This is a genomic window from Staphylococcus sp. Marseille-Q1834 (assembly GCF_916858875.1).
Taxonomy (GTDB): domain Bacteria; phylum Bacillota; class Bacilli; order Staphylococcales; family Staphylococcaceae; genus Staphylococcus; species Staphylococcus pragensis.
Genome location: NZ_CAKASN010000001.1, coordinates 523,074 through 538,647, shown reverse-complemented (window position 1 = coordinate 538,647; position 15,574 = coordinate 523,074). Strand labels below are relative to the sequence as shown.

Sequence of the window (15,574 nt, the reverse complement as noted above, 5' to 3'; positions counted from 1 at the left end):
AAATACCTCTCGTAAAAGAGAGGTATTTTTTTATATTTTTTTCTTAAATGATATTTAGATGACAAAGTGTAAAGAAGTTAATTAAATAACTGTGAAATGGGGCTCACATAGTCAATCAGGTTTAGAGAATGAATATCTTAACTATATTATCGCTTAATCAAATTAATTAGCTCAATTGTTATAAAATAACTTAAAGCGAAATGATTTTATTTCATTTAAATGTTAACATTATACTTAAATTAGTTGACATTAAGAGGTTGAAACCATGTTAGAGATTGTGAAGAACTTACAAATTTATGCAGAAGAGCAACCAAACGTTATTGCATTACAATTTGATGATGAGCAGTTAACCTATGCTGAATTCTATGAAGCTATTAAAGAAGCTCTAAGTGATTATCAAGGGCTTCTATCTGCTACGCGAGTTGGATTATTAAGCGAGTTGCCAATGACGAATATGATTCACTATTTTGCTGTGTTGATGCAAGATGCAGTGCCTTGTTTTTTAGATGCGAGTTGGCCAATGTCAACGATTGATAAACTCATCAATACATACAATATTCAATATATTGCTAAGAATGATGCGCAGTTAATTCCAACACAGTCACTGAATTTGAAGGATTCATTTTTTGAGGAACAGGCGCAAATTCACAACCTATTACATATTGGTTTTACATCAGGGACGACTGGACTTCCTAAGGCATATTATCGTAACGAGCCCTCATGGCTTGCTTCATATATTGAAAATGAAAAGCTCTTACATCACGATGAAGCTATCTTTATCGCTCCTGGTCCACTGGCACATTCATTGTCATTGTACACTTGCATTTATGCTTTATGGTCAGGAAGAACGTTCATCGGACAGCGACATTTTGAGGCGTCACAATTAATGCAATGTATTCAACGACAATCGAAATCGATAGCGCTGTTTCTCGTGCCTACAATGTTATCGCAACTTATACATATGCCAAATAAAACGAAGACGCTTACCTCTATATTAAGTAGTGGCGCTAAACTTTCGTCTCAATTATTTCAAGATGTCACTACTACATTTTCACAAGCGAATATTATAGAGTTTTTCGGTACTTCTGAAGCGAGTTTTATTAGTTATAATTTTAATCAAACGGCACCTACAGACTCAGTTGGTCAACTGTTTCCAAATGTAACTTATCAATTAGAAGAACAAGATAAAGATCAAATAGGGCTCTTGCATGTCAAAAGTAACATGACCTTTTCTGGTTATGTAAATCGCAAAGTGATTCAACCAGAAAGTTGGATAGAAACAGGTGATTATGCCTACATAAAAGATCAATATCTCTATTTAGTAAGTCGCAAAAGCGAACGACTTATTATAGGAGGTAAAAATATTTACCCGACTGCGGTAGAACAACGTGTAAAGCAACTGGATGGCATTGATGAAGCAGTGATGATTGGGGAACCACATACACGCTTTGGTGAAATTGCAGTGCTTGTTTATATGGGGCACCGCGAACTTGATTATTTAAGTTTACGACGTTATTTATTACAAACATTATCGCGATATGAGGTGCCTTCAAAGCTTGTGAAAGTAAGTGCGTTGCCTTTTACCAATAGTGGCAAAGTGGCGCGTGGCACATTGCGAGAGCTTTATTTAAAGGGGGAGCTAGAAGTATGAAAGAAGCGGTCATAGTGTGGGCTAAAAGGACACCGTTTGGTAAGTATGGTGGGGCGCTAAGGCATTTAGAACCTGAGCAGTTATTGTTACCCCTTTTCCAAAAAATAAAAAATGAATTTCTTGAGATTGTGGAGCAAATAGATGATGTGATATTAGGGAATGTTGTGGGAAATGGGGGGAATATAGCGCGTAAGGCGTTGTTGGAAGCGGGGGTGTCTAATGAGGTGCCGGGTGTAACGGTGGATCGGCAATGTGGTTCGGGTCTTGAAAGCATTATTTATGCGTGTCGGATGGTGCAGTGTGGTGCGGGGCGTGTGTATGTGGCTGGCGGGGTCGAGAGTACGAGTCGTGCGCCGTGGAAGATTAAGCGTCCTCAGTCGGTTTATGAGACACAGTTACCGCAATTTTATGAGCGTGCGTCGTTTGCGCCAGAAGGTCAGGATCCAAGTATGATTGAAGCTGCTGAGAATGTGGCGAAGCACTATGGTGTGTCGCGAGAGGCACAAGATGCGTTTGCGATTCGAAGTCATCAGTTTACCTCTGCGCACTTTAAGAATGGGGATATATCACGTGAGATTGTGCCATTAAAGGTGAAAGGGCAATGGTTTGAGCAAGACGAGAGTATTAAGTCGACATTGACGGAGGCACGTTTGAATCGATTGCGTCCTCTATTGGCTGGCGGAACTGTGACGGCGGGTAATTGCTGCATGAAGAATGATGGTGCGGGTCTAGTGATTGTTATGGAGAAGGAACTGGCGATAGAACATGGATTCACTCAAGGTATGTTATTTAAAGATGGTGTGACAACAGGTGTAGCTCCAACGTTATTAGGTATCGGTCCAGTGCCAGTGGTTAAGCGTTTATTACAACGACAGGCGTTGCAAATTGAGGATATAGACGCAGTGGAATTAAATGAGGCGTTTAGCTCGCAAGTGCTAGCTTCCATAAATGAGTTACATCTAGATGTGGCACGCGTGAATCAATGGGGCGGCGCAATTGCATCAGGTCATCCTTATGGTGCTAGTGGTGCAGCGTTAGTAGCGCGTTTGTTCAATTTACCAGCGTGGCGATTAGGCATAGCAACGATGGGTATTGGGGGAGGTATGGGTAATGCAATTCTCTTTGAAAAGTGGCACCAGTGAAGCCCGTTATGTATCATTTCGCGAAGAAGATGTGCGACGTTATTGTGATGTGATAGGGCGTGTTTATGATGGCACTGTGCCACCGTTAATGTGTGCGAAACTTTGGCCAGAATTTAATCTCTTTCAATCATTTATGAGAAAAAAGATAATATTAAAGCGTACCCGAGTAACTCAGTATGAAAAGTTGGAATGCAACATGCAATATTGTGTATATTTAACGCATAAACGCACTACTAAGGTAAAGCGATTTGACCAATATATTTTTGAATTAAAAATAAATAAAAATAACAATACTTGTATGATTATCGAACAAACGTTCATTGAGGAGAGGGTGTGAATGAAGTTTAGTCAATCACAAGTCGATCAATATTTGGCAATTGTTAATGACCAAAATCCACTTCACAATACTATCGTTCCCGGACAACTCGTCGTAGATTATTTAATGAATGAATATGAGATTGAGTGGCATAGTTATAAAGTTAAATACCTTCAAACTATTGTTATTAATGAGGTTGTAGAGGTTTGTGTGAAGTCGGAAAATGAAATTGTGGTTAGTTCTGAAGAAAACGGGGTAAAACTAGTTATAATTATGAATTGATAAAAAAATTAATTCTTAATTATAACTTTTTTTATTTTAAAATTTAATGTGTAAGCGTATTCGTTTAATTATTGTTAAATTCTGTCAATTGAATAAAATTGTATTTTTTAATTTAAATTAATTTTAATAAATTTGACAACATGCATTAGTTCTGTATAATTATGTAACATAAATAGAAGGAGTGTTACAGGTCATGAACTTTAAAAAAGATAAAATTAACATGGTCGATGCTCAGACGGCGAAAAAAACAGTGTTCGCCACGGGTATTGGTAATGCCATGGAGTGGTTTGACTTTGGTGTGTACGCTTATACGACAGCTTATATCGGAGCGAATTTCTTTTCACCAGTTCAGAACCCTCAAATACAACAAATATTTACATTTGCTGCATTAGCCATTGCGTTCTTACTTAGACCAATTGGCGGCATAGTATTTGGTATTATCGGGGATAAATATGGACGTAAAGTTGTATTAACAACGACAATTATTTTAATGGCCTTATCAACATTGACAATCGGTATCTTACCGAACTACGACATGATCGGCTTATGGGCACCCGCACTCTTGTTACTCGCTAGGGTCTTACAAGGTTTCTCTACTGGTGGGGAATATGCAGGTGCTATGACATATATTGCAGAAATTTCACCAGATAAACGACGTAACAGTTTAGGTAGTGGACTTGAAATAGGAACATTGTCTGGTTACATTGCAGCCTCAATTATGATTGCATTATTAAGTTTCTTCTTAAGTGATGCACAAATGCAAGCTTGGGGTTGGAGAATTCCATTTATTTTAGGTTTATTCCTTGGATTATTTGGTCTTTATTTACGTCGTAAACTTGAAGAATCTCCAGTTTATGAGAATGATGTTCAAACACCAGCTCGTGATAATATTGGATTCTTTACAATTTTACGCTACCACTTCAAAGACATCTTAGTATGTTTCGTAGCGGTAGTATTCTTTAATGTAACAAACTATACAGTTACAGCTTATTTACCAACATACTTAGGTCAAATTGTTAAGATTGATCAAACAACGACAAGTGTTTTAATTACTTGTGTTATGGCAATTATGATTCCTTTAGCGTTATTCTTTGGTAAAATGGCAGATAAAGTTGGTGAGAAGAAAGTATTCTTAATCGGTACAGGTGGTCTTACTTTATTAAGTATTGTGGCATTTAGTTTATTAAACACTAAAGCATTACCACTTATTATCGTAGGTGTATTTATTTTAGGTTTCTTCTTATCAACATACGAAGCAACAATGCCTGGTTCTTTACCAACAATGTTCTTCACACACATTAGATATCGTACATTAGCGGTAACATTTAACGTGTCTGTATCATTATTTGGTGGTACAACACCATTAGTTAACTCTTGGTTAGTAGAATCAACTGGTAATATTTATGCACCAGCTTACTACTTAACTGCAATCAGTTTAATTGGCTTTATCGTGATTGCTATATTTCATACAAGTACTGCAGGTAAATCGCTCAAAGGTTCTTACCCTAATGTTGATAACAAGAAAGATCTTCATTACTTTGAAGAACATCCTAAAAAAGCATTATGGTGGATTAAAGAAAAGAAAAATAGAAATGCATAATAGATATTTAAACGCATTGATGAGAGTAACCTCATCAATGCGTTTTTTTATTTAGGAAAAATGAAAAGAAATTCCTAGATGAACATTTACTCGTTCTGTTGTGATGCTTGCCCAGGGTACAGTTTCAGCCAGAAATGCCTCACAGATAAATCTGTGAGGATTTCTAAGGTCTTCAACTTGTACTGTTCCTTCGGGCGTCACACAACGTCACTCGTTGTCCATCTTTAGAATTTCTTACATAAGTGCATGGCACTTATGTTCATTAATAATCAACATAGGAGTCTTCACAACTACGTTTTGTTATCTATCTTAGAACTACTTACTGAAGTGATAAGTACATAAGTTCATAAATTACGTTATCCTCTCTTTGCATTTTAAAATAGTTTAAGCATAAATATAAACAAAAATAGCGTCGATGTTAGCTGGGCTTAAAGTTACTCTCTAAGCTTTCAAAGGGGGACATCTTTGGCTAACATTGACGCTATAATTCATAAGGTGAGTTTAGGAATGATTTATGACTTTTTAAGTTACTTTATATTAGGGGGCCTAGTACTTAAAAATCAATTTTGGGAATATACTTCTGTTTGAATTCTCATTTGGAAAACATCTTTATTTGTAGTGAAAATGTCTTAATAACTTAATTTCATATTATCAAGATCATTTTCTAGTAGAGAGAGCAATTTATAGATTTCATTTTTGTTAAACGTTTCATCAAATTTTACCGTAATCGTCTTGAAGGTTTTTGTAATGATTTCGTACATTGGGATACCGTTCTCTATATTTTGCTTGTAGATGATCATGATGTGTGTTACCTCCTTTGTCTCTCTACACTTTATATAGTAATGTATTTTTTATTTGAAAACATGAGCCCCAAGTACCAACTTTTCATACGACGAACAACGGATAATTATCTACGACTTAATGCCTAGAGACATCAAAAAAGCACCCCATTATAGTAATGGAGTACTGTAATTATAACTATTTAATTAAAGTTCACCTTTAAATAATTTAACAAATCGCTCTGGACTATCTTCGCCTAAACAAATATCTAAGATTTCATGTGATTCTTGTTGTTCTTCTTCACTTCTTGAGAACATACGACTTTCATATTCTTTAATTACGTCGTCAATATTATCATAATTTTTAGCAATGCCCTCTGCTAATTCAGCAGCGTCTAACATGGCTAAGTTAGCACCTTCACCAGATGGGGCCATTAGATGTGCTGCATCGCCAATTAATGTGACACCTGATTTAGGTTCCCAACGATGTTTGTCTGATAAGGCGTTGATTTTACGTGCGACAATATCTGAATCTGATTCAGTTTTAAAATCCAAAAACGAGTTGGTAAGAAAGTTAAAATACTTAGGTAAGTAGTTCTAAAATGGATAATTAAAAGTAGTTGAGTGACACCTGAGGGATGAGTTATTGATGAACGTAAGTAGTTCTAAGATAGATTACGAAGTGTAGTTGTGAAGACTCCTAGGGGAGCAGTGCTAGTCGAAGACTACAGGCTGAGACAGCACCCCTGGAAAGCGCAACAACTTAAACGAGTGAATAACTGTCTTAGAACTATTCTAGATATAAAATTAAACAATAAAACTGCCCACAAAGCCTTTGTGGACAGTTAAAATAAATTTCTTATACTTCAGTTACTTCTACGTCAATGTGTTCAACACGGTTGTATGCACCGTGGTCTACTGGACCTACGAAATCGTTCATTTTCCAACCATTTTTAATTGCTGAAGCAACAAATGCTTTGGCACTTACTACAGCGTCTTTAGGTGATTTACCATTTGCTAAGTATGCTGTAGTAGCTGCTGCGAAAGTACATCCAGCACCATGGTTATAACTTTGTTGGAACATGTCTGTAGTTAATTGATAGTATTTGTCGCCATCGAAGTATAAATCATAAGATTTATCTTGATCTAGTGCTTTACCACCTTTAATGATGACATGTTGTGCACCTTGGTCGTAGATGACTTTAGCTGCTTTTTTCATATCTTCGATTGAAGTTAATTTTCCTAAGCCAGAAAGTTGACCAGCTTCAAATAAGTTTGGTGTAACTACTGTAGCTTTAGGTAATAGGTGTTCAATCATAGCGTCAGTATTTCCTGGGTTAAGTACTTCGTCTTCACCTTTACAAACCATAACTGGATCGACTACGAAGTATTTTGCGCCTGACTCTTCGAATGCTTCGCCAGCACGTTTAATGATTTCTTGCGTACCTAACATACCCGTTTTTACAGCATCTGGGCCGACTGAGATAGCTGTTTCTAATTGTTTCTCAAATAAGTCCATTGGAAGAGGTGTCACATCATGAGACCAAGTTTCTTTATCCATTGTTACGACAGCAGTTAAGGCTACCATGCCGTAAGTATCTAATTCTTGAAATGTTTTAAGGTCCGCTTGCATACCAGCTCCCGCACTAGTATCTGAACCTGCAATAGTTAAAACTTTTTTTAAAGCCATATTGATTCACTCCCGACAGTTTTCTAATCTATTACTTATCATAACATGTTTTTTATGAAGCATACTAGCACAAGCGTTGAGGGATATAATAGTAGGAAATTGATAACTGATGATATGCACATTATGTTAAAATATGGCATGAGGTGAAAGCGATGGAATGGTCAGAAATATTTCATGATATTAAACAGAGACATGATTTTAAAGCAATGCATGATTTTTTAGAAAAAGAGTATACGACTCAAATCGTCTATCCAGATAGAGAGAATATATATCAAGCGTTTGATTTAACGCCATTTGAAGATATAAAGGTAGTTATTTTAGGGCAAGATCCTTATCATGGACCTAATCAAGCACACGGTTTAGCGTTCTCTGTACAGCCGAATGCGAAATTTCCGCCATCATTAAGAAATATGTATAAAGAGTTAGAAGATGATATTGGTTGTCATAGAACATCACCACATTTACAAGATTGGGCACGTGAAGGCGTATTATTATTAAATACTGTGCTAACGGTACGTCAAGGCGAAGCACATTCTCATAAAAATATTGGTTGGGAAACATTCACAGACGAAATCATTCAAGCGATTTCTGATCATAGAGAAAATGTGGTCTTTATTCTGTGGGGCAAACCTGCGCAACAAAAGTTAAAATTAATCGATACGTCTAAACATCATATCATTAAATCTACACATCCTAGTCCATTGTCAGCGCATCGTGGTTTCTTCGGTTCGAAACCATACTCACGTGCCAATGAGTTTCTAGAATCTAAAGGGAAATCTCCAATTCACTGGTGTGAAAGAGAGGAACAATAGATGAATAAAGAACAAATTATTCAATTAATAGAACGTGAACTTGTGCAAGCGGATGAAGCGAACGATAATCAAGAATTTGAAAAGCATATGTACGCGATTCATACATTGACTTCACTGTATGCTCATTCTGAGAGTGTGCCTAGTGCACGTCGCAATAAAACGCATGATTTTACTGATACAGTATCGGCGCCTTCATTTTCAAATAATAATGCAATGACTAGCTCTGGAATGAATCATTCTGCTTCATCAAGTAAGCCAACGGTTACAGCAGCTGAAATCGAAGCGATGGGTGGCAAGGTACCAAATTCAATGAAATCGTCACAAAATAATAGCTTACCATCGAATACAATGGTTACAGATGATGAAATCGGTAATGGCGAATCTATATTTGATTTCTAAAAGAAATAAGGAGTTTGAAAGTAAATGATGAAACTATTTATAATCTTAGGAGCTTTATGCACAATGATGTCAGTAGGGACTGGGGCATTCGGTGCGCATGGCTTGGAAGGTAAATTGTCGGATAAGTATATGTCTGTATGGGAAAAAGCTGTGAATTACCAAATGTATCACGGCCTTGGCTTATTAATTATTGGTGTAATCAGCGGTACAACTTCAATTAATGTCAATTGGGCTGGATGGCTTATATTCTTAGGCGTTATCTTCTTCAGTGGTTCACTTTATATTTTAGCATTAACACAAATTCGCATCTTAGGTGCTATAACACCAATTGGTGGGGTACTGTTCATTGCAGGTTGGTTAATGTTAATAATCTCTACATTTAAATTTGTAGGTTAAACTCAATTAAATAGAGCATTAGTAGATTAGAACACTCACTTCAAGGGTATATAGGGTACTTGAGGTGAGTTTATTTTATGAAAGAAAAAAATCAAAATATAGATAGGGGAGATTTGAAACAGAATCTCTCTGAAAAATTTGTATGGGCGATTGCCTATGGTTCTTGTATTGGCTGGGGCGCGTTTATCTTGCCTGGAGATTGGATTAAACAATCTGGTCCGATTGCTGCATCAATAGGGCTTGTTATTGGCGCATTACTAATGATTTTAATCGCGGTAAGTTATGGTGCGCTAGTTGAAAAGTTCCCTGTCTCAGGTGGCGCATTTGCATTTAGTTACTTAAGTTTCGGAAGATATGTAAGTTTCTTCTCATCTTGGTTTTTAACATTTGGATATGTCTGTGTAGTTGCCTTAAATGCTACAGCATTCAGTTTATTAGTTAAATTTTTATTACCTAATTTATTGAATAATGGGAAGCTTTATACGGTCGCTGGATGGGATGTTTATATTACTGAAATTATCATTGCAACGGTCTTATTACTTGTGTTTATGTTTATTGCTATTCGTGGTGCAAGTGTTTCAGGATCGCTACAATATTATTTCTGTGTAGCAATGGTAATTGTAGTATTGTTAATGTTCTTCGGCTCATTCTTTGGTCATAATTTTAGTTTTAGTAATTTACAACCATTAGCGAATCCTAAGGCTGGATGGTTTACTTCTATTATTATGATTGTCGCTGTTGCACCATGGGCTTATGTAGGTTTCGATAACATTCCACAAACCGCAGAGGAATTCAACTTTTCACCTAATAAGACGTTTAAATTAATCGTTTATAGTTTATTAGCAGCGTCATTGACGTATGTAGTGATGATTCTTTATACAGGTTGGTTAAGTACTAATAATGCAAGTCTTAACGGAAACTTATGGGCGACTGGTGCTGAAACACAAGCGGCCTTTGGCTATATTGGTTTAGGCGTGTTAGCCATTGCGATTATTATGGGAATCTTTACAGGTTTAAATGGTTTCTTAATGAGTGCAAGTCGTTTGTTATTCTCAATGGGGCGTTCTGGAATTATGCCTAAAGCATTTAGTAGATTGCACCCAAAATATAAAACACCTTACGTAGCGATTATCTTTTTAGTCGCAGTAACGCTTATCGCACCTTGGTTAGGACGTACAGCATTAACTTGGATTGTAGATATGTCTTCAACTGGTGTATCAATTGCATACTTTATTACATGTTTATCTGCTGCTAAATTATTTAGCTATGATAAGAATAGTAATACGTACGGACCTGTTTACAAGACATTTGCAATTTTAGGTTCTATTGTATCATTCATTTTCCTTCTATTATTATTAGTGCCAGGTTCACCAGCCTCACTTTCAATGCCATCATATATCGCATTAGGTGGTTGGTTAATCATTGGCTTAATCTTCTTCGTTATACGTTATCCTAAGTTGAAACGTATTGATAGTGATGAATTAAGTCGTTTGATTTTAAACCGCTCTGAAAATGAGGTCGAAGATATGATAGACGAGACAAACAAATAAATCATGTGTCATTGTTAAATCGCAAATAAAAGTGCATGATATTGAACAACACTATGTTCAATATCATGCACTTTTTTATATATTAAATACGTTTACGTCGACGTACAAAGCCTGATACGACAATTTTAGAAATTTGATCAGCAAATAATAAACCAAGCGCAATGGCACCAGCAATTAATGTTACTTCGAGCATCGTATTAATCGCTTTACCGAATTGCAATAATACTAAATTTTTAGTGGCATCAAAAGCGAGTCCACCAGGTACGAGAGGGATAATTCCTGGTACCATGAATATAATTGCGGGTTCTCTCTTTTTACGTGCCATATAGTGACTGATCAAACCTAAAGCAAAACTACCAAAGAAACTAGAATAAATCGTATGAACACTAAGTCCTTGATAGAAAAGGATATAAACCATCCAGCCACATGCCCCTACAAAACCACAAGAAAGATAGAATCTTCTAGGAGCGTCGAATATAACACAGAAAAACAGTGAAGCGGTATAACTAAAAAGTAAATTTAATAACCAAAACATGTGTGTACACTCCTAAACTAAAATTAACACTGAACCTACACCTGCACCGATACCAAAGGCGGTGACAAGTGCTTCAAGCGATTTCGTCGTAAACATCAACATATGACCACCGAATAAATCTTGAATGGCATTCGTGATAAGTACTCCAGGGACGATAGGCATGACTGATGCGATGATAATCGTCGCTAAATCACCACTAGGGGCTAGAGAGTGCCCTAAAACTGAAATAATACCAATAACTAATGAACCTACAAACTCAGGTATAAATTGAGCATGTAATCGTCGGTCTAAAATTTCAACTACTAGATAGCCTAGTCCACCAGCTAATAATGCAGTAATCACATCGATAAGTTGTCCCCCTTGTAAGTAAAGGAAGCTGATAGCGATAATAGCAGCTGCAATACCTTTGAACGTTAAACTACTATCTCTTTTAGCAACATAAATATGTTCGAGCTTCGTTTTTGCATCTTCAAGTGTAATCTTACCTTTTGTGATTTGTCGTGATATTTCATTAACCTGTGAAATTTTAATCAGATTTGTGTCGCGGGAATTAATTCTAAAAATTCGTGGATAGGATTCGTTGTGTAATGTAAATTGTATGACTGTATTTGTAACGAAACTATTACTTTCAGAGTAACCTAACTTGCGTGCAATACGCGTCATTGTATCTTCAACACGTGTACCTTCAGCGCCAGATTCAAGTAATATACGTCCGGCTATCATCACCACGTCTTTAATTAGTTTTTCATTTGCATTTTCATGTGTATCTATATGTTCCATTTCATCACCATTTATATTTATGTATCATAATTATAGTTGAAGCTTATTAAAAAGACTACTACGTTAATGAAAATTAAAAAATAAAATGATTACAATTCGTTAATAACAATTAATAAGACGGTAATAACATAAAGTTGTAATATACTTAATTAAAAAATAATTTACAGACTTTCTCTATAATGTTTCAAAACATTACAATTCGGTTAAATAATAATTAGTTAACAATTTATGAATAATATTGGGTAGCGACAATATTTTTCATAATGTTAACGTTCAGAGTAGTAATTAAGTTCTCCCAAACATACTACACGAAGTACACTTTGAGATAGAAGTGTACTTTCCTTTAACAAATCATACTTACTTTTATATAGATTTTAGAAGCTGGCCCGTAGATGCAAAATTTACGGGCCGTTATGTTTATATTCATTTAAAAGGCGTTCTAAGATAGGTTTTCACTCACTTAAGTTGCTATGCTTTCTTGAGGGAAAGGCTCATTCCTGTAGTCACTCGGTACTTTCTTTTCCACTAGGTGTCTCTTCAAACTGCACTTCAAATTCTTCAATATAGATTTCTTCATCGTTTAGCATGGTTGCCTATATAAGAACTTCTTTATTAATGATCGATATAATAAATGGTTTCTACCTTAAGATAGAAACCATTTGAATTCAGTTATATTTGAAATCGTTATGCAGTCGTTTTCTGAGAGACTAGTTTCAACTTATTCGCGTTATTAAATCGCGAAGAATGTGTCGAAATCGTCTGTTTTTAAAATATGGCCGATGTAGAAGCCACCAAACTCTCCGTAGCGTGCTGTTGTTTCATCAAAGCGCATTTCATAAACGATTTTTTTGAATTGTAAGACATCATCTGCGAATAATGTTACGCCCCATTCGAAATCGTCGAAACCTACTGAACCAGTGATAAACTGTTTGATTTTACCAGCATATTGACGGCCAATCATACCATGGTTATACATTAATTTTTTACGTTCTTCCATTGGTAACATGTACCAGTTATATGTTTCATTACGACGTTTATCCATTGGGTAGAAGCAGATGTATTCTGTTCTAGGTAATTCTGGATATAAGCGTGCTCTTATATGTGGGTTTTGGTAAGGATCTTCATCAGATTTACCAGCTAAATAGTTACCTAATTCGATAACTGATACATATGAGTAAGTTTGAATAAAGAAATCAGCAATACGAAGTTTATTTAATTCATTCTCAATTGCATTTAATTCTTTCATTTCTGGACGTAGGTACCATAATAGGATATCAGCTTTTTGTCCAGTAATGTTATACAACGCATAATCGCCAGCGTGTTCATCTCTAGCACTTGCTTTATCGTTAATAAATGATTTAAATTCGTTAATCATTGCTTCACGCTCATCTTCAGGCACTAATCGGAAAGTGGCCCAATCTACAGCGTAAAATAAATGAAGACTGTACCAACCATCTAATGTTTCGGCTGCTTCACTCATAAAATATCGCTCCTTTAATATAATGTTTTATCATTTAATACAGGTTAAATTTTATCACAAAGAGAAATGTGAAACATACCTAAATGATTACAAATTGGTGAAATGGAAATCTCGTTACAAATACAGTATAATTAAGTTGCAAAATATTATTATGAAATTATTTAGGAGGGCATTATGTCTAGTTTATTAGATGTATTACAAGAAAAACTTTCAGGAAAAAATGTCAAAATCGTATTACCTGAAGGTGAAGATGAACGTGTATTAACAGCTGCTACAAAATTACAAGCAACTGACTACGTAACACCAATTGTTTTAGGTGATAACGACAAAATAAAACAATTAGCTGAAGAAAAAGGATTAGATATTTCAGATATCGAAGTAATCAATCCTTCTACAAGCGAATTAAAACCTGAATTAGTTAAATCTTTTGTTGAACGTCGTAAAGGCAAAGCAACTGAAGAACAAGCTAAAGAATTATTAGATAACGTTAACTACTTCGGTACAATGTTAGTTTATGCTGGTCATGCTGAAGGTTTAGTAAGTGGTGCTGCACATTCTACTGGTGATACTGTTCGCCCTGCATTACAAATCATTAAAACAAAACCAGGCGTATCTAAAACTTCTGGTATCTTCTTTATGATTAAAGATGACCAACAATATGTATTTGGTGATTGCGCAATCAACCCAACATTAGAATCTTCTGATTTAGCTGAAATCGCTGTTGAAAGTGCTAAATCTGCTAAAAGCTTTGGTATGGACCCACGCGTAGCTATGTTAAGCTTCTCAACTAAAGGTTCTGCTAAATCTGACGATGTTGAAAAAGTTGCTAACGCAGTTAAATTAGCACAAGAAAAAGTTGAATCTGAAGGATTAGACAACGTAGTTATCGATGGTGAATTCCAATTCGACGCTGCTATCGTTCCTGCTGTTGCTGAGAAAAAAGCACCAGGCGCTAAAATCCAAGGTGATGCAAACGTATTCGTATTCCCAAGCTTAGAAGCTGGTAACATTGGATACAAAATTGCACAACGTTTAGGCGGATTCGACGCAGTTGGTCCTGTATTACAAGGTTTAAATTCACCTGTTAACGACTTATCTCGTGGTTGCTCAACTGAAGACGTTTATAACTTATCAATCATCACTGCTGCTCAAACATTACAATAATGGATTTAGCAAGCAAATATTTTAATGACATTGATTGGCGCTATGTAGACCATACTTCTGGTTTAGCGCCAATGCAGTCATTTGCATTTGATGACACGTTTTCAGAAAGCGTAGGTAAAGATCTATCTTGCAATGTTGTGAGAACTTGGATTCATCAACATACCGTCATCTTAGGTATTCATGATTCCCGCTTGCCATTTCTTAAAGATGGTATTCAATATTTAACGGATGAAATCGGTTATAATGCGATAGTTAGAAACTCTGGAGGCCTTGGCGTAGTGCTCGATCAAGGTGTTTTAAATATTTCTCTTATCTTTAAAGGTCAAACTGAAACGACAATTGATGAAGCATTCACTGTGATGTATTTATTGATTTGTAAAATGTTTGAAAATGAAGATATTGATATAGATACGAAAGAAATTGAACATTCGTATTGTCCAGGGAAGTTCGACTTAAGCATTGATGGCAAGAAATTTGCAGGTATTTCACAACGCCGTGTACGTGGTGGTATTGCCGTTCAAATCTACCTTTGTGTTGAAGGTTCTGGTTCTGAACGTGCTGAAATGATGCGTGTCTTTTATGAACGTGCTCTTAAAGGTGAAACGACTAAGTTTAAATATCCAGATATTCAACCTGAATGTATGGCGTCATTAGAAACATTACTTGGACGTGAAATTAAAGTTCAAGATGTGATGTTCCAATTACTACATGCTATTAAAGATTTAGGTGGTAATCTCAATATGGATGAGATTACTCATGATGAATGGACACGTTACGAAGGTTATTTTGATAAAATGATTGAGCGTAACGAAAAAATGACACGTTCAATGGATAAGAAGTAAGCGTTAATTGAATGAATATTAAGAAGAGGTTTTTATTACTTTTGAAGTAATAAAAGACCTCTTTTTTAATGGAGGAAAAAGTTAAAATAAGTAGAATAATGCATTGTAATTATTATAAAGTGCTATATTCCTACTTATTTTTATAGTAATATAATT

General features: G+C 35.7%; 16 protein-coding genes and 1 pseudogene. 11 read left to right on the top strand and 6 right to left on the bottom strand.

Features of this window, described 5'->3' with window-relative positions; all coding sequences use genetic code 11:
• Window positions 1–265: 265 nt before the first annotated feature.
• From LIX58_RS02775 to LIX58_RS02755, 5 genes are all read left to right on the top strand, one after another.
• Complete coding sequence (locus LIX58_RS02775; protein ID WP_226386048.1) at window positions 266–1,651, top strand: AMP-binding protein; 1,386 nt, start codon at window positions 266–268, stop codon at window positions 1,649–1,651.
• A complete protein-coding gene (locus LIX58_RS02770) occupies window positions 1,648–2,793 on the top strand; it encodes a thiolase family protein (RefSeq protein WP_126564942.1) in 1,146 nt (381 codons plus the stop codon). The genes LIX58_RS02775 and LIX58_RS02770 overlap by 4 nt, the downstream gene beginning before the upstream one ends.
• Window positions 2,762–3,130 (top strand): protein VraC, encoded by a 369-nt coding sequence (locus LIX58_RS02765; protein WP_126564943.1) that lies wholly within the window; start codon window positions 2,762–2,764, stop codon window positions 3,128–3,130. Before LIX58_RS02770 ends, LIX58_RS02765 begins: the two co-directional genes overlap by 32 nt.
• Window positions 3,131–3,391 carry a hypothetical protein gene (locus LIX58_RS02760; RefSeq protein ID WP_126564944.1) on the top strand — a complete coding sequence of 87 codons (261 nt, stop codon included), beginning with the start codon at window positions 3,131–3,133 and terminating at the stop codon, window positions 3,389–3,391.
• 193 nt (window positions 3,392–3,584) lie between these two features.
• Window positions 3,585–4,991 carry an MFS transporter gene (locus LIX58_RS02755; protein WP_126564945.1) on the top strand — a complete coding sequence of 469 codons (1,407 nt, stop codon included), beginning with the start codon at window positions 3,585–3,587 and terminating at the stop codon, window positions 4,989–4,991.
• A 629-nt stretch (window positions 4,992–5,620) separates the two neighbouring features.
• Here LIX58_RS02755 and vraX read toward each other — a convergent pair.
• The 3 genes and pseudogenes from vraX to thiD form a co-directional block, all read right to left on the bottom strand.
• The gene (gene vraX / locus LIX58_RS02750) at window positions 5,621–5,791 is read right to left on the bottom strand and encodes a C1q-binding complement inhibitor VraX (RefSeq protein WP_046309718.1); all 171 of its coding nucleotides are present in this window, start codon (window positions 5,789–5,791) and stop codon (window positions 5,621–5,623) included.
• A 186-nt stretch (window positions 5,792–5,977) separates the two neighbouring features.
• Window positions 5,978–6,313 (bottom strand): annotated as a pseudogene (locus LIX58_RS02745) (FAD-dependent oxidoreductase); the annotation flags it as partial.
• A 316-nt stretch (window positions 6,314–6,629) separates the two neighbouring features.
• Window positions 6,630–7,460, bottom strand: a complete 831-nt coding sequence (gene thiD / locus LIX58_RS02740) for a bifunctional hydroxymethylpyrimidine kinase/phosphomethylpyrimidine kinase (protein ID WP_126564946.1) — start codon at window positions 7,458–7,460, stop codon at window positions 6,630–6,632.
• 152 nt (window positions 7,461–7,612) lie between these two features.
• Here thiD and LIX58_RS02735 point away from each other — a divergent pair, with 152 nt between their 5' ends.
• The 4 genes from LIX58_RS02735 to LIX58_RS02720 all read left to right on the top strand — a co-directional run bounded on the left by LIX58_RS02735 (window position 7,613) and on the right by LIX58_RS02720 (window position 10,617).
• Window positions 7,613–8,272 (top strand): uracil-DNA glycosylase, encoded by a 660-nt coding sequence (locus LIX58_RS02735; RefSeq protein ID WP_126564947.1) that lies wholly within the window; start codon window positions 7,613–7,615, stop codon window positions 8,270–8,272.
• Window positions 8,273–8,671, top strand: a complete 399-nt coding sequence (locus LIX58_RS02730; RefSeq protein WP_126564948.1) for a DUF5327 family protein — start codon at window positions 8,273–8,275, stop codon at window positions 8,669–8,671.
• Window positions 8,672–8,698: 27 nt separating this feature from the next.
• On the top strand, window positions 8,699–9,067 hold the full coding sequence (locus LIX58_RS02725) for a DUF423 domain-containing protein (protein WP_126564959.1): 369 nt from the start codon (window positions 8,699–8,701) through the stop codon (window positions 9,065–9,067).
• Between the two features lie 77 nt (window positions 9,068–9,144).
• Window positions 9,145–10,617, top strand: a complete 1,473-nt coding sequence (locus LIX58_RS02720) for an APC family permease (RefSeq protein WP_154838071.1) — start codon at window positions 9,145–9,147, stop codon at window positions 10,615–10,617.
• A gap of 82 nt (window positions 10,618–10,699) precedes the next feature.
• Here LIX58_RS02720 and LIX58_RS02715 read toward each other — a convergent pair whose 3' ends face one another.
• The 3 genes from LIX58_RS02715 to hemQ form a co-directional block, all read right to left on the bottom strand.
• On the bottom strand, window positions 10,700–11,152 hold the full coding sequence (locus LIX58_RS02715) for a threonine/serine exporter family protein (RefSeq protein ID WP_226386046.1): 453 nt from the start codon (window positions 11,150–11,152) through the stop codon (window positions 10,700–10,702).
• 12 nt (window positions 11,153–11,164) lie between these two features.
• The gene (locus LIX58_RS02710) at window positions 11,165–11,932 is read right to left on the bottom strand and encodes a threonine/serine exporter family protein (RefSeq protein ID WP_126564951.1); all 768 of its coding nucleotides are present in this window, start codon (window positions 11,930–11,932) and stop codon (window positions 11,165–11,167) included.
• A 730-nt stretch (window positions 11,933–12,662) separates the two neighbouring features.
• Window positions 12,663–13,412 (bottom strand): hydrogen peroxide-dependent heme synthase, encoded by a 750-nt coding sequence (gene hemQ / locus LIX58_RS02705; protein ID WP_126564952.1) that lies wholly within the window; start codon window positions 13,410–13,412, stop codon window positions 12,663–12,665.
• Between the two features lie 174 nt (window positions 13,413–13,586).
• Between hemQ and pta the strand changes: the two genes are divergently transcribed.
• Both pta and LIX58_RS02695 read left to right on the top strand, forming a co-directional pair.
• A complete protein-coding gene (pta, locus tag LIX58_RS02700; protein ID WP_126564953.1) occupies window positions 13,587–14,576 on the top strand; it encodes a phosphate acetyltransferase in 990 nt (329 codons plus the stop codon).
• Window positions 14,576–15,418 (top strand): biotin/lipoate A/B protein ligase family protein, encoded by an 843-nt coding sequence (locus LIX58_RS02695; protein ID WP_154838069.1) that lies wholly within the window; start codon window positions 14,576–14,578, stop codon window positions 15,416–15,418. The genes pta and LIX58_RS02695 overlap by 1 nt, the downstream gene beginning before the upstream one ends.
• Window positions 15,419–15,574: the final 156 nt, after the last annotated feature.